Origin of the sequence: Pseudonocardia phyllosphaerae, from assembly GCF_046546475.1 — a bacterium.
In the GTDB taxonomy this organism is placed as follows: Bacteria; Actinomycetota; Actinomycetes; order Mycobacteriales; family Pseudonocardiaceae; genus Pseudonocardia; species Pseudonocardia phyllosphaerae.
Genome location: NZ_JBKGXS010000006.1, coordinates 60,641 through 75,903, shown reverse-complemented (window position 1 = coordinate 75,903; position 15,263 = coordinate 60,641). Strand labels below are relative to the sequence as shown.

The window sequence follows — 15,263 nt, the reverse complement described above, 5'->3', positions numbered from 1 at the left end:
CGATGACTCGTTCCCCAACCGTTGACGATTCGCTACTCTCAGTGACGCAACTGGCGCTGAGAGGAGTCGGGTGGCCGCGAACGAGGGTGTTCAGCACTCGCCGATGACGGAGATGACCCTGGCACAGATCCGGGAGCTCATCTGCGAAGGGATTGCCAAGGGCAAGGAGTCCGACCTCCAGAAAGGACGTCGGCGGCTGCTACGTGTCGTCGACGACCTGGTGGCGGCCACTCCCGAGAACGACGACGCCACGCTCCTCGACGACCGAGCGTGGAAGATCGCCGAAGTCAACGTCGCCGGCTTCGGCGGGATCGAAAAGATCACCGGCCCACTCAAGCTTTCTCCTGTTCCCGGCGTGACAGTCCTTCGTGGCAACAACGGCCAGGGAAAGACCAGTCTGGCCCGCGGGATCGACGTCGCTCTGAGGGGAGACCACGACCTCGCGACGAGATCGCCCGGACGACTCTGGCAGACCCAGCTCCTGACCGACGGTGCGGAGACGGCGAGAGCCGACCTGACCTTGTGCAGCGGGCCAACCCGGCTTCATCTCGCCGTCGAGTTCACCCGAGAATCGCAGGTCCAGCTCGGTGCAACGCTGACCGACCACGTGGGCGCCCGCTCGGTGGAGTTGCCGGAGGCCTGGAGACGGGCGCTGACCGGTGCGCGTGCCTGCTACAGCTACGCCGATCTCCAGAGTCGCCTCATCGAGAGCAAGGATCTCCAGACGTTCCTGGAGGAGAACCTCCTACTCGGGCCCTGCTGGCAGATGGTGCGGGCGGAGATCGAGCGGCGCGCGGCCGAGGCCGCCGCAGCAAGTAAGACTTTCGAGGGTGCGCGAAAGAAGGCAACTGAACAGGAGCAGCGCCTGTCCGACCGGTTCTCGGACGAGCTGCCTGAATCCCAGTGGCCGAACCGCATTTCCTGGCCTCAAGTCAAGGATCGCGTCGACACCAACACCTGGCTCGCAGCGACCGGCATGCCGGACTCACCCGGATACGGTGGCTCTCTCCACGTCGCGACGAACCACGAAGATCGGATCGCGCAGCTCGATGGCGAGCTGCGCGCTGCGGAGAAAGAGCTGACTCTCGCCGAAGCCGGGCTGGATGCCCCCGGGATGGCGCAGGCGCTCGACCATCTCGAGAACGTCGTCACCGTCGGCGATCTCGACGGCTCACGCTGTCCCCTCTGCGGCTCCACCGCGGACTGGCGTGGGCACGTCGAAAGCCTCACCCGCGCGCTGCACGGCCGCTCGACAGCAGCCGGTCGAGTACAGCGGGCCCTCGAGGGGCTTCGGGACTGGGTAGGTTCGGATCTCGACCCGCTTCTGAACGTCGGCGTCCCAGGTGGCCCCGTGCACGAGGTCCGCCAGTTCCAGAAGGCAACAGACCTCGGGTGCCGCGGACATTCGGCCGCTCACATCCAGGCGAAGATCCTGCTGAAACACCTGCTGGAGCCGCAGTACTCGGAGTGGCTCGTCGATGCCCGGGCGGCCACGGGAACGATCGCCGAATGGCGGTCCGCGCTCGCTGCGATCGTCCACGAGTTCGCCGCCACCGTGGGCGAACTGGCGACGACGGCAGCCGATGCCGGCATCTGGAAGAGGGCACAGGACGCACTCGACGCGTTGCAGGTCGGCATCCGGCAGTCGCGCCAGGACGTCGTCACCGACCATCTTCGCTCCGCCCTCCAACAGCTCCTGCCCGACGCAGACGTCGATCTCGGCGGCATCAAGCACCGCGGCAAAGTGAAGAACCAGCACGGCGTCGAAGTCGATCTCCGGATCGGTGGCAGGCAAGCCCAGCTGGGGATGCTCAGTAGCGGCCAGCGGAATGCCCTGCTTCTAACACCGCTCTTGATGCCCGGCGCGCAGGGGCCCTTCGGCTTCGTCATTGTCGATGATCCCGTCCACGCCCTCGACGACACACGAGTCGACCTCCTTGCTCGTGAGCTCGTTCGACTCTCAGCCGAACGTCAGGTGATCGTGCTAACTCACGATCCTCGACTCGAGGAATATCTGCAGGCACACCGCCCTACCATGAACATCGTCGAGCTCGATCGGGATCCTGTTTCTCGCACCGTCACGTTCTCGGAGATTTCCACTCCGTGGGGTGCGCTACTGACAGACGCACGAGAAATCCGCAGAGTCACCAGGAACAAGAGTTGGGATTACTCGGAGAATTTGGCATCGGTGGTAGGAGGGATGTGCCGAGCGGCTGTCGACGGCGCCCTTCGCCAATCGGCCATGATACGCGCCGTGCAACGGACGATCGATATTGCGCAAGCTCTCAAGGATCTTGAGGGGGCGCGAGAGACCAGGGCGAGGATCGAGCATATGACAGCTCTCGCCGGCGGCAAGGATCAGCTCCCACGCCTGACCCAGGCAGCGAGAAGCTACCTCGATTTCTGGAACAAGGGCTCTCATGGACAGATCGACGACGACGCTGTCGATCTCGACACTGCCATCACCGCCACTGAGGCTGCGTGCGAAGAGTTGACCACCCACAACTGGCTGGCGAACTGACGGATGCGAGCCTCCATGGACCGGCGGATCCGGGTACTGATCGTGCGTCGACGACTGGAGACCGCCGCAGCGGACCTGGTCGAACGCGCCACCGGCACACGACCCGCACGCCACTCGTACGTCGCCGTGCGGCTGATGCTCATTCTCTCCTATACCGACACGTACCACTGGGAAGCTCGCTACGGACTCGCCCGTCAGGCGGCCCGGGTATACAGTGCGACATCGGCCGCATTGCACAGCAACCGTGCCTTTGGCGACATTCCTGAACACGAAGTTCAGGGATGGGAGAAAGTCGTCGAAGAGTTCATATCCACTGCAAATAACAAGATCTGAACGACTCTGCCGACGACGCCTGTTTCCTCGGCGTCCTCGGATGGCTACGTCAGCTCGAGTCCGGGCGCGTCTCGATAGACTCCGTCCAGTGAACACAGAGGTCGGTCGAGAGCGATCGCCGTCGCGGCGATCCAGCAGTCGCTCGAATGGACTTTCGCCGCCAGCGCATGCCCTCGTGCCTGACACGCGACGCGGAGGTCGACGTATGCCGCGACCACGTCATCGGTCACCGGCACCGTGGCGACCGAGTCGATGACTGCGAGGAGCTCCTCCGAGCGCGTCGGACCCCAGTTCCGAACCCGTGGCCAGAGCAGCAGTTCGGCCCGGGTGTGCGTAGGGATCACCAAGATCTTGCCGAGCAGCCGATCCTTCACCTCCGGCGCGGGGCGCCGCGCGACGAGGGCTCTGCTGAAGACGTCGGTGTCGACGACGACGAGGTTCGCCGGAACCGATGACGTCACCGACCGATCAGCTCCAGGAAGGCAGAAACCTCGTCGTCGTCGACGTCGAGCCCGCCGACTGCCCCATCCGTCCGCGCAGGCCGTGGCCCGAGATCCGGCATCTCCGGAGCGGTCCAGTCAGGCATATCGAGCTGCTCGATACGAGCCCCGACCAGCATGGTGACCTGGCCCCGGCTTCCGAGCACGGCCTCTCCCGTCGCTGTCACCTGCTGCCCGATGAGCCGACTGGCGTCGTCGACACCGACGACGTCCTCCAGCCGGATCTCGTTTCCGACGGCGTCACGCACGCGGAGCAGCTCGCGACGGAGATCGACCAGATCGAGACGTCCCGATACCGAGACATCGGATCGTCGGAGCGACGCAGCCCTCGGGATCGAGAGCCACGAGTCACGATGCACCGCCCCCGGGATGAACTCGATGGGAGCAGCACGCCCGGCGGGGCTGCTGACCGAGCAGCGATCGGACACCGCCGCGAGGGCCTCGACCACGTCGACCGTGGTCTCCCCCAGCAGAGGGGTGATCCAATCCGGGGGCTGCTGGGACGCCACACCTCGGAAGATGTCGAACAGCGCATCGAGGCTCTCGTGCTCCAGTCCCTCCCCGAGCACCCCGTCCTCACCGATGACGGCACGGAGCACGGTGCTGCCCGCGTCGGTTCCCTGGAGCCGGAACTCGGTGGCTCGTGCGACGGCGCCGGGAGAGCGGCCTCGACCGTCGTGTCCGGTGAGGTGTCGCCCCACACGGCCGGACAACCGCTGCATCGCCTCGGCGACAGCGGCGATCCCCGCGAACGTGATCTCACCGGGGGGCAGACCGGTTCCCGTGAGCCGCAGTTCGAACTGCTCCACCGCCACCTCCGGAAGTCGGCTCCAGCCGTCGACCGGACCTGTCGACGGACATCCCAGTATGCCCGCAGAAACACCTGCTGCGAGTTCGTTCACCGTTCCCCCGTCACGATCGGGCCACCGATCGTGACCCGTCCGGAGCTGATCGACTACGGTGAGCCACTGTACGTTCGCGAGGGGAGATCGCCGGTGCTGCCGTCGTTGGTCGCCGAGGACCTCCGCAGGTCTCTGACCCACTTCCTGGGCACGACGTTCGCCTTGGCCGACGACGACGTCCGCACCGAGCTGGAGCAGTTCATCGCGGATCCCGATCACGGCGTGTTCCGCGGCCCCTACGTTCGCCTCAAGCTGCCGTTCCGGCCCGCCGACGACCGATGGCGCGCGCATCTCGACTGGGCTCCGAGCGGGTTCCTGCCGCACAAGCACCAGGCCGCGGCCTGGACCCGCCTCGCGTCCCGTGACCGCCTGCCGGAACCGACCCTGGTGACCACGGGCACCGGCTCGGGCAAGACCGAGAGCTTCCTGATCCCGTTGCTGGAGCACTGCCGTCGTGAACGCGGCCGTGGCCACGACGGGATCAAGGCGATCGTGCTCTACCCGATGAACGCGCTGGCCAACGACCAGGCCCGCCGGATCGCGGCGCTGGTGCATGCCCAGCGCGCCGAGCTGGGCGACGTCACCGTCGGGCTCTACACCGGGGACTCAGGCAACGGCGTCACGATGACCGCGACCGAGGTCGTCGAGAGCAAGTTCGAGATGCGGCGGCGGCCGCCGGACATCCTGCTGACCAACTACAAGATGCTCGACATGCTCCTGCTGAGGCAGGAGGACGTACCGCTCTGGGAGCACGCCGCCGAGTCACTCCGTTACCTGGTCCTCGACGAGTTCCACACCTACGACGGTGCGCAGGGCACGGACGTGGCGATGCTGCTCCGGCGCCTGGGCATGGCCCTCGGGATCATGACGGACGATCGTCCCCTCGGCGCCGTCACCCCGGTAGCCACCTCCGCCACGCTGGGCAGCGGGGAGGAGGACCGGATCAAGCTCCGCACCTTCGCGGAGACCGTGTTCGGCGCCCCGTTCGGTGACGACGCGCTGATCGGTGAGGATCGGCTGGCGCCGGACGAATGGCTCACACCGAGCAGGCCGATCACGCTTGCCGGGCGGACCCGCACTCCCGTGGTGCCGCTGCTGCCCCAGATCGCCGAGCTGATCCCGGCACCGGGCGAGGCGCCACTCCCCCACCACCGGCTGTTGCGGCATGCGGTCGACCTGTTCTTCCCGGCCTCCGGCCGCGGTAGGGATGACGAGGTCGATCCTGCCGAGCTCGGCGCTGCACTCCGCACACATCCGTTCACCCGGACACTGCTGGAGCTCGCCTCGGCACCGCGTAACCTGGCGGAGCTCGCCGATCTCGCCGAACCCGTCTGGTCGGGGACCACCCGCAGCGGGACCGACACGACACGGCACGCAGTCGCCCTCTACCTCGCGCTACTGTCCTGGGCGCGCGACCCCAGTGGCTCGAGCCGGCCGCTGCTCACCATCGACGTGCAGCTCTGGATCCGCGAGGTGACCCGGCTCGTGCGGCGTCTCAGCGCGTCGCCACGTTTCCGCTGGTTCGAGGGCTCGGCCTCGGACGACGGCGATCGGCTACTGCCGTCGGTGTTCTGCCGCCACTGTGGACGATCGGGGTGGGGCGTCACCGTGCGGGCCGGTGGCGGGCTCGATCTCGCGCCCGCCACCGTGTGGCGCCGCTCCGTCTCCGAACCGGCTGCCACCCGCGCGTGGCTCTATGCCCCCGGCGAGGCCGCCGAGGACGCACCGGGGGTCCAGTGGGCCGACCCGGCCACCGGCGAGCTGTCCACCAGCCGGACCGGGCGGCACAGCCCCGAGGTCCCCGTGCTCGCCAGCTCGGATGTGGAGGCCAAGGACGAGACCTGCCCGTCGTGCGGGCAGAAGGACGCGATCAGGTTCCTCGGCTCCCGCGTCGCGACGCTCGCCTCGGCCACCCTCGGCCAGGTGTTCGGCAGCACCGACATCCGTACCGCAGAGAAGAAGACCCTCGTCTTCACCGACAGCGTGCAGGACGCCTCACACCGGGCGGCCTTCGTCGAGAATCGTGCCTACGCGCTCAACCTGCGCGCACTGATCCACCGCGCGATCGGCGACGACGGCTGCACGCTCGACCGGATCGGCCCGGCCATCGAGACCGCCGGCACGGACCGGGGTGAACGGTTCGCCGTCCTGCCACCGGAGCTGCGGGACCACGAGATCTTCACCCGTTACTGGTCACAGGATGATCCGGACCGGGAGGTGCGCGAGGCGGTCGCGCTGCGCATGGGGTTCTCCGCCACCCTCGAGTTCGGCCTGTCCTCGCGCACCGGCCGGACCATGGAGCTCACCGGTGCCGCAACCGCGCACGTCGAGGTGGGTGACCTCGGGACCATCGCCCGGTCCGCGCTCGACGCCGTCGCACAGACCGCCACGCAACTGCAGCTCGAGGACGTCGGAGACCGCGATCTACTGCCCCCCGGCGCTCCGGGCCCGACGGAGATCGCCTGGGTGCGCGGAATCCTGGAACGAGTCCGTGCGCAGGGCGGTATCGCGCATCCCTGGCTCGTGTCCTACGCCGAGCTCGACGACCGGTACCCGATCTGGGGGCACCGGAACCGCCGTTCCGTGGGCATGCCGGCGTTCCCCCGCGGCCGGCCTGCGCCCGCCTTCCCCACCTCCGCGAAACACACCGAGAACCTGGGGCTGATCGGGCCGCGCTCCTGGTACGCGCAGTGGACGGCACGCATCCTGCAGGTACCGACCGTCGACGCGCCGCGCTACGTCCGCGCCCTGTTCGACGCGCTCGTCGCCGACGGGGCGCTGACCACGCTGGAGGGGACCGGCGGATCGACGGTCTGGCAGATCCCGCCCGGCCGCGTCCGCATCGCACGGACCCGTTCGAACCCGCTCCGGCTGCGGTGCACCGTCTGCTCGACGATCTTCCCGGGGCCGGAGCCGGTGCTGCGTGAGCTCACCGGCGCGCCCTGCCACCGCGACCGCTGCACCGGCGTCTACCGGGCCGAACAGTCCGAGTACGACTACTACCGCGACCTCTACCGCGGCGAGGAGGTCCGGCGGATCATCGCACGCGAGCACACGTCGCTCCTGCCCACCAAGGAGCGGGTCGGCCTCGAGACCGACTTCAAGTCCTCCGCCGCTCCGGACTCCCCGAACGTCCTGACCTGCACCCCCACGCTGGAGCTGGGTATCGACATCGGCGACCTGTCGATGGTGGCGCTGACGTCCCTTCCGCGCTCGACCGCCTCGTACCTGCAGCGGGTCGGCCGGGCCGGCCGCCTCACCGGCAACGCGCTCGTGCTCTCGCTGCTGCCGGCCCGGCCGCTGGAGCTGCAGCGACTCGCCCAGCCGCTGTCGATGATCGCCGGCGACGTCGTGCCACCCGCCTGTTATCTGGACGCGACCGAGATCCTGCGCCGCCAGTATCTCGCCTCCCTCGTGGACCGGCGGGCCCGTTCCGGCTCGGGCGAACCGACCCGGCTCGCCGACGAGGTGTTCCGCGACGGGCTGACGCCGGCGTCGTGGCTCGGCTCGCTCGTCGCCGACGCCCGCGAGCACGCCGCGCTCTACGTCGACGAGTTCCTCCGCGGGTTCGGTCAGAACCTCGTGAAGGAGTCCGCTCAGGCACTGCGCGAATGGGCCGGCGACGGCGGGCCGGAGGGCGAGCCGCCCGGGCTGGAGCGAGCGGTCGAGAACGCGGTCCAGGAGTGGAACGCCGAGAGCGAGGAGCTCGCCGAGCGCATCACCGCTCTGCAGGCCGCGTCGGCCGAGCTCGAGGAACACACGAAACTCGACGATGCCGGAGAACGGGAGAAGCGGCGGCTGCGGGGCGAGCTGATCGCCGCCTACAAGTCGCGCAGCGCGCGCGGCCGGACCTACTGGATCTCGGCGCTGGAGGCACGCGGCCTCCTCCCCAACTACTCGCTCCTCGACGACAGCACCACACTCGACGTCGGGCTCTGGTGGTTCGACGAGGAGAACGGCGCGGGCTCGGACGAGAGCTCCTACGTGCGGGGGTCCCGTACGGCGTTGCACGAGCTGGCCCCGGGAGCGACGTTCTACGTCCGCGGCGCCGCCGTCGACATCGACGCCGTCGATGTCGGTACCTCCCGGAACCCCGCCACCGAGCGGCGGCGCTTCTGCCCCGCCTGCGGATGGTCGGTCCGCATCGGCCCGACCACCGCCGCGGGCCCCTGCGCGCGTTGCGGCGCAGCGGGAGCCGCGGACTCCGGACAGGTGCTCACCACCCTGCCGTTCCGGAAGGCGTCGGCGTACTCCTCCCGGGAGCGCGCGCAGCGCGACGAGGATCGGGAGGAGCGGCGCAAGACCCGGTTCGGGATCCTGACCACGGTCGACGTCGACCCTGAGGACGTCACCAGCGCATGGCGGCTGGCCGACTACCCGTTCGGCGCCGAGGTCCTGCGGGCGGCGGACATCCGGTGGATCAACACCGGCCCGGCCGACCGCGGTGGCGCCACGATGTACGTGGCCGGCAACGAGATCAGCGCGCCGCTGTTCCTGACCTGCCGGCACTGCGGTGTGGTCCCGGCCGCGCAGCGGACCGACACCGAGGGTGTGCGACACCGGGGATGGTGCCGGCAACGCAAGGAACCCGACCCGGACGGCTGGCTCTCGATCGCCCTGACCCACGAGCTGCGGACCCAGGCGGTGCGGATTCTCGTGCCGCCGATCGTCGAAGCCGACGCCACCGTGCACACCTCGCTGCGGGCGGCGATCCTGCTCGGGCTCCGAGCCGTCCTCGGCGGCGATCCCGACCATCTCGACGTCACCGAGGCCACCGATCCGACGGCCGACGGCGGCTCCCGCTCGATGATGGTGCTCCACGACCTCGTTCCCGGCGGGACGGGTTACCTGGCCCGCTTCACCGAGGCCGCCGACGTCCACCGGCTCCTGGCCGAAGCGCTCGCGGTCCTGGAGAACTGCCGCTGCCGCGACGAGGGCACCGCTGCCTGCCATCGGTGCCTGCTGCCCTACGTCGCGCCGTACGACGCCGAGTTCGCCCGCCGTGACACCGCGATCGACCTGATCCGGGAGGTGTTCGCGCACTGGGATCCCGAGCCGATCGACTCGCTCCGCGATCTGGTCGTCGGCCCGCAGGACACGCCGATCGAGAAACGCTTCCGCGAGCTGTTCCTGAACTGGGCCAAGCAACGCGGGGCCGCGGTCACGAAGTTCGCTACCGCTCAGGGTGATCGCGCCGAGATCCGGTTTCCCAAGGTTCACGGGAACCGACAGTGGTCTCTCACCCCGCAGGTGAAGCTCGGCGGCGTACGGCCGGACTTCCTGCTCACGACCGCGGACAACGCGGTCCCGGACATCGCGATCTTCTGTGACGGTGCCCGGTACCACTGCTCCGCCGAACACAACCGGGTCGCCGACGACGCCGGCAAGCGGGCAGGGCTCCGGGACGCCGGGAAGCTGGTCTGGTCGATCACGCATCAGGATCTGGAGACCTTCTCGAACCTGCTCACCGGTGCCCCCGAGCAGCCGGTCCACTGGCTCTCGCCACAGCTCCGGAAGCAGGCCGAGCATCTGGGAACGAAGCTCGCGGTGGTCGGAGCGAAGAAGACTGCCGAGATCCTGCGCGACCCGTCCTCACTGCTCACCGCATTCGTGCTCGACCCGGACCTGGACGCATGGGGGCCGGCAGCCCACTCCGTCGCGCTCGCGCTCACCACCGTCGCTCCGCTGCAGAAGATCGTGGAGCAGTCGATCCCGGCGCTCCTCGAGGCGGAGGCCACCGGGGCCCGTCCCACAGGAGACCCCGGCCCGGTCCCGGTGGCGGTCGGCCGCACACCCGGCGGGCTCGCGATCGCTGCGGAGCGGCGCAGCCCGAAAGACGCCCGGGTACGGCTCTGTCTGGACGACCGGACCCGGACGGTCGGGTCGGACGACCAGGTCGCGGCCTGGCGGGACTTTCTCGCCGTGTCCGCGGTACTGCAGTTCCTCGAGCCCGGTCGGCTGACGGCCGCAACCGTGTCGACACTGCCCTCGATGCTCGTCCCGGTCGGCGAGGCTGTCGTCGTCCCGCCCCCGTGGCAGGAGATCGCGGAGACCTACGAGGGCACCGAGCGGGACCGTGTGTTGGGCCTCGCGACCGCCGGGCTTCCGGTCCCGGAGTCCGGCTTCGAGGTCGACGACGGCCGTCACATGATCGACCTCGCCTGGCCGGCGGAAGCCGTCGCGGTTCTGTTCGAACCCGACGACGATGTGCTCGAGTACCTGAACGACCACGGATGGACGGTCGTTCCTCCCGACGAGAAGGCGGTGCGCGCAGCGGTGACGAACGGTGGAGGTTCCTGATGGGCGTGATCATCTCGAAGGAGTTCCACCGCTCGCTCGACATCGACGGCTCGCTCAAGCCCAAGGCGTGGGACTTCGTCACCAAGCTCACCAAGGACCCCGATCTCACCGGTCTCGACGTCAAGATCCCGAAGGGGCCCGCCGACAAGCGGGTCCGCACCGCACGGGTGGACCTCAACCATCGCGCCGTGATCTTCGCGGTCGGTGACGAGGCCGAGCCGATGTGGTTGCTGGCCGCCATCCGGCCGCACGACCAGGCCTACGCCGAGGCCGAGAAGCTCGTCCTCAGCGTGAACCCCGCGAACGGGGCGATGGAGGTCTACACACCCTCCGCGGTCGAGGCGACGGTCGCCGGGTTCCGGCATCGGTCCTCGAACCCCGAGGATGCCCCGCAGCTGCTGCCCTTCACCATCGAGGAACTCGTCGGCATCGGGATCGAGAGCCGCGTCGCCACCGAGGCGATCAACGTCCCCGACGAGGACGCGTTGCTCGCACTCGCCACCGATCTCCCGGCGTGGCAGCAGAAGGCTCTGCTCGACCTCGCCACCGGTTCGTCACTCGACGACGTCCGTGCCACCTATGGTGGTGACGCGCCCACCGGCGACGAGCCGGTCGACCCGGTGACCGCGGCCCGCCGGCCGGCAAGTCAGCTGGAGTTCGCCTATCTCGAAACCGACGACGAGCTGCGCCGCATGCTCGAAGGCGACTTCGCGGAGTGGCGCACCTACCTGCATCCGACTCAGCGCGACATCGCCTACCGGAAGACCTACAACGGGCCCTTCCGGCTCGCCGGCGGGGCCGGCACCGGGAAGACCGTCGTTGCGCTCCATCGGACCGCGTTCCTGTCGCGCACGCCCGGGGCGCGGGTCCTGCTCAGCACCTTCACCCGCAACCTCGCCGCCGTCCTGCAGACGGATCTGCGCGGGCTGGTCTCCGCGGACGAGGCGCAGCGGGTGACGGTGAACGGGGTCGACCAGCTCGTCCGCCGGGTCGTGACCGCCGTCGACGGCCAGCAGGGGCCGCCACTCGGTGACCGCGAGCGAGACGCCGTGTGGAACGAGTCCCTGCACGCGGCCGGTGTCCCCGAAGACCTGGCCGAGCAGCTCACTCCGACGTTCCTGGCCGCGGAGTACCGCGCGGTCGTCATGGCGCTGCCCGAGCACACGCGCGAGGCCTACCTGAAGGCCAAGCGGATCGGACGCGGTGTGCGGTTAAACCGGGTCCAGCGAGCTGCCGTGTGGCGGGTCGTCGAGGCGTTCGAGAAGAGTCTCGCCGCTCAGGGCCGGACGACCTACGACGTGCTCGCCTGCCGAGCCGCCCGGATCGCGAACGATCCCGCGAACCACGCGGCGGTCCCGCGGTTCGACCACGTCGTCGTCGACGAGGGCCAGGACCTGCACGCCGGTCACTGGCGGATGCTGCGCGGACTCGTCGACCGCGGCCCGAACGATCTGTTCATCTGCGAGGACGGCCACCAGCGCATCTACGGCGACCGCCTCGTCCTCAGCCACTTCGGCATCGAGACCCGGGGCCGGTCGCGGCGGCTGACGCTCAACTACCGCACGACGCGGGAGAACCTCGCCCTCGCCATGGGAGTGATCAGCGAGGAGGACATCGTCGATCTCGACGGGGACCCCGAGACCGTGGCCGGATACCGGTCGGCGTTCGCGGGGCCGGTCCCGCAGCTCCGAGGCTTCTCCTCGCCGCAGGAGGAGCTGGCATTCGTCGCCGCCACCGTGCAGGACTGGATCGCCGCGGACGTCCCTCCGGAGTCCATCGCAGTCGTCGGGCGGCGGAATCACGAGCTCGAACATGTGAAGGAGTCGTTGCGGAACGCGGGTGTCCCGATCGAGTTCCTGCCGAAGGACGGTTCCGGGCACCCGGGATCGGTCAAGGTCACCTCGATGCACCGGGCGAAGGGCACCGAGTTCACCAAGGTCGTCGTCGTGGCAGTGCGCGACCACGTCGTCCCGCTGGATTTCGTGTTCTCCCAGCGCCCGGAGTCCGAGCACCCGCTGATCAGAGCGCAGGAACGGTCGTTGCTCTACGTGGCGTGCAGCCGTGCACGCAACCAGCTGGTGATCACCTGGCACGGAGCGGCCAGCCCCTTCCTTCCGGTCGCGGTCAACGGCTGATCCGCCGGAGTGCTTCCTCGACGACCTCGGCGTCGTCATCGAAGCCGACCGGGCTTCTCAGGTCGTCCTCGTCGTCGTCGGTCCGGACGAGGTAGCCGACCGCGGCGCCGAGAACCCGACGCTGCTCGGCGTCGTAGTCGGACCATCGGTTCAGCGCCTCACCGAGCCGCCGATGAAGGTCCTCGGCCAGCGGCAGGTCCACGAACTCCTGTTCCTCGGCCGCGGACCGGACGAGCCGGAGGTGACCGGCCAGCCGTCGAGCCAGCTGGGCCTGCTCCGGATCGTCACCGGTCGTCGTCACCGGGACCGCGGCACTGCCCCCGCCCGTGGACCGGTGCAACCGGCTCTCCGCGATCGCCCGCTCCTCGGGACTGAACAGAGCCCTGAACCGTGGATCGACCACCACGGTCTCGACCGCGAGGTCCAGCCGCCCCGCCTCCCACAGCCGCACGTAGCCGTCGGTCACGGTGCGGGAGTTCAGGATCCGGCGCACGGCGTCGGCAGGCCCGTACTGGTAGATCAGCTCGCGCATGTTCTGGGCGTTGTAGCCGAGCTCGATGCGGCACCGTTCGATGACGTCGTAGAGCGCTTTCTCGAAGGCTCCGTCCGCCGGGGTCTCGTCGACCACCGGGTCGGTGTTCTCTGCGGTATCGCCCGAGACCTGCTCCCCGAGCCGCTGCACGTACCCGCGCAGCGCATCGACCGTGGTGAAGACATCGAAGCCCAGCTCCGCCAGTCGCGGGAGGTCTGCGTCATCGGGATCCAGCTCCAGCACGACCGGCTTGCCCATGCCCGGCTGCAGGCCGCGTTCCCAGAACAGCTCGGCGACCGCGAGCTCGCGCCCGGTGTCGGGGTCGGCGATCTCGGCGTCCCGCGCGGGGACCGCGTAGCCGAGCTCGCTGAGTTCCTCGACCAACGACGCGAGCTGGGCGGCGCGCGGATCGGACACCGTGACCGTGTCCTCGTCGCGCACCTCGACGGCCTGCAGCTCACGGTTCCACGGCATGCGTCCGGTGATCAGGTCGTCCATCAGCCCCGTCGCGGCGGAGCCGAGCAGCTCGCGGCGGGCGTCGAGGAACTCGCGGTAGCGATCGATCCGCCAGAGCGACGGGTCCTCGGGGATCCACTGCGAGCGCCGCGCCGTCTCGGGCAGCTCGGCCAGGTAACCGGCCGGATCCGCCCCCGACAGCCGGCTGGCCGAGGCAGGTCCGACGAACGCGAAGTTGGCGATGGCGTTCACCTCCGCGCGGCTGTAGCCGGCGCGGACCAGCTCGGCCTTCGGGAAGATCTCGTGCACCTCGACCGTCCCGGAGTCCTGGCCGAGCGGCCGGCCGGTGACCAGGTCCAGACCGTCCCGTACGCGGGTCAGCAGGTAGAGCAGCGGGTAGGACCGGGCACCCCGGCCGACACCTTCGAAGTCCTGCGCGTCGATACGCATGTTGCCCTTGCGGGAGCGGCTCAACGACGCGATCACGGCGTCGATCCCGCCGGCGTCGACGGTCTCCAGGTCCTTGGCCAGTGCGGTCTCGGAGGCAGCCGCGAACCGGCCGCGCAGCGCTGCGTGCACGTACCAGTAGAGGGCCTTGTCGGCTTCTGAGCCGTCGGCGAACCGGCCGCCCCTGTTGTGCAGCAATCGGCTCAGGACAGGGATAGCGTTGCGGCCGAAGAGGACCCGGTCGTGGTCGACGCCGAGCCTGGATCCCAGCAGGAACAGCAGATGGTCGACGTGGTGCAGCGTCTCGGTGAGCGCGTGCTGGAAGTCGGACGCCGACACGTTCTCCAGCGCCGAGAACGGCGCGCGCCCGGTGGCCACCGCGTTCGTGTTCCGGAGCAGCCAGTCCGCGGGGAACTTGAAACCGGTCGCGGCCCAGCGGTCCAGATTCCGCCGCATCGTCGGCCGCGCGTCCGCCCACTCCGAGCAGATCCGCGCCAGCGCCAGGTCTCCCTTCGACAGCTTGGTACCGCCGGAGTTGACCCGGTTGAAGATGTCGACGACGACGTCGACGGTCTTGTCCGCACCGGTGATCTGCTCGACGTGGAACTCGCGGTTGGCGATGTTCAACAGATCCTGCAGCCGGGGCAGGTACTCGGTGTAGAGGCGCGGCGCGGTCTCCGGGTGTTCCGCCAGCGACTGCGCCACGCCACCCATGCCGTCGCGGAACAGCGCGGTCACGTCGACCCAGCGCGGGTCGTCCTTCATCTTGATCGGCGCGTGGAACTGGAACGCCTCGGTCTCCACGTTGAACCGCAGACCGGTGAATGCCGCGTCGTCACCCTCGAAGAACGCCGGGGCTGCGCCCCGGATCAGGCCGTAGAGCGTCGTGACCCGCTGCTGCCCGTCGAGCAGGAGCTGACGCTGCCCGCTACCGGTCGCCACTGCACCGCGGACCGGCTGCACGTCCCCCTCGGTCTCCCACACCAGCAGTGCGCCGACCGGATATCCGAGGTAGAGCGAACGCATCAGGCCGCGGACCTGGTCGCGGTTCCAGACGTACCCGCGCTGGAACTCCGGCAGGAGCATCGACCCTGCGTCGATCTGGTCCAGGATCGTGCTCAACTTCGTCACTGCTGT

7 protein-coding genes are annotated in these 15,263 nt (G+C 69.2%); 4 read left to right on the top strand and 3 right to left on the bottom strand.

Annotation, left to right across the window (positions count from 1 at the left end; translation table 11 throughout):
* Positions 1 to 70 precede the first annotated feature (70 nt).
* Complete coding sequence (locus ACLE50_RS14040; RefSeq protein ID WP_410943966.1) at positions 71 to 2,521, top strand: hypothetical protein; 2,451 nt, start codon at positions 71 to 73, stop codon at positions 2,519 to 2,521.
* Between the two features lie 15 nt (positions 2,522 to 2,536).
* Positions 2,537 to 2,854, top strand: a complete 318-nt coding sequence (locus ACLE50_RS14035) for a hypothetical protein (protein WP_410943965.1) — start codon at positions 2,537 to 2,539, stop codon at positions 2,852 to 2,854.
* Positions 2,855 to 2,898: 44 nt separating this feature from the next.
* Here ACLE50_RS14035 and ACLE50_RS14030 read toward each other — a convergent pair whose 3' ends face one another.
* Together ACLE50_RS14030 and ACLE50_RS14025 are read right to left on the bottom strand one after the other, a co-directional pair.
* Complete coding sequence (locus ACLE50_RS14030; protein WP_410943964.1) at positions 2,899 to 3,315, bottom strand: PIN domain-containing protein; 417 nt, start codon at positions 3,313 to 3,315, stop codon at positions 2,899 to 2,901.
* A complete protein-coding gene (locus ACLE50_RS14025) occupies positions 3,312 to 4,163 on the bottom strand; it encodes a hypothetical protein (RefSeq protein WP_410943963.1) in 852 nt (283 codons plus the stop codon). Before ACLE50_RS14025 ends, ACLE50_RS14030 begins: the two co-directional genes overlap by 4 nt.
* A gap of 186 nt (positions 4,164 to 4,349) precedes the next feature.
* Between ACLE50_RS14025 and ACLE50_RS14020 the strand changes: the two genes are divergently transcribed.
* Together ACLE50_RS14020 and ACLE50_RS14015 are read left to right on the top strand one after the other, a co-directional pair.
* The gene (locus tag ACLE50_RS14020) at positions 4,350 to 10,556 is read left to right on the top strand and encodes a DEAD/DEAH box helicase (RefSeq protein ID WP_410943962.1); all 6,207 of its coding nucleotides are present in this window, start codon (positions 4,350 to 4,352) and stop codon (positions 10,554 to 10,556) included.
* Complete coding sequence (locus tag ACLE50_RS14015) at positions 10,556 to 12,691, top strand: 3'-5' exonuclease (protein WP_410943961.1); 2,136 nt, start codon at positions 10,556 to 10,558, stop codon at positions 12,689 to 12,691. The genes ACLE50_RS14020 and ACLE50_RS14015 overlap by 1 nt, the downstream gene beginning before the upstream one ends.
* On the opposite strand, the gene ACLE50_RS14010 is transcribed toward ACLE50_RS14015, so the two are convergent.
* Positions 12,681 to 15,257 (bottom strand): GmrSD restriction endonuclease domain-containing protein, encoded by a 2,577-nt coding sequence (locus ACLE50_RS14010; protein ID WP_410943960.1) that lies wholly within the window; start codon positions 15,255 to 15,257, stop codon positions 12,681 to 12,683. The genes ACLE50_RS14015 and ACLE50_RS14010 overlap by 11 nt on opposite strands.
* Between the last annotated feature and the right edge of the window lie 6 nt (positions 15,258 to 15,263).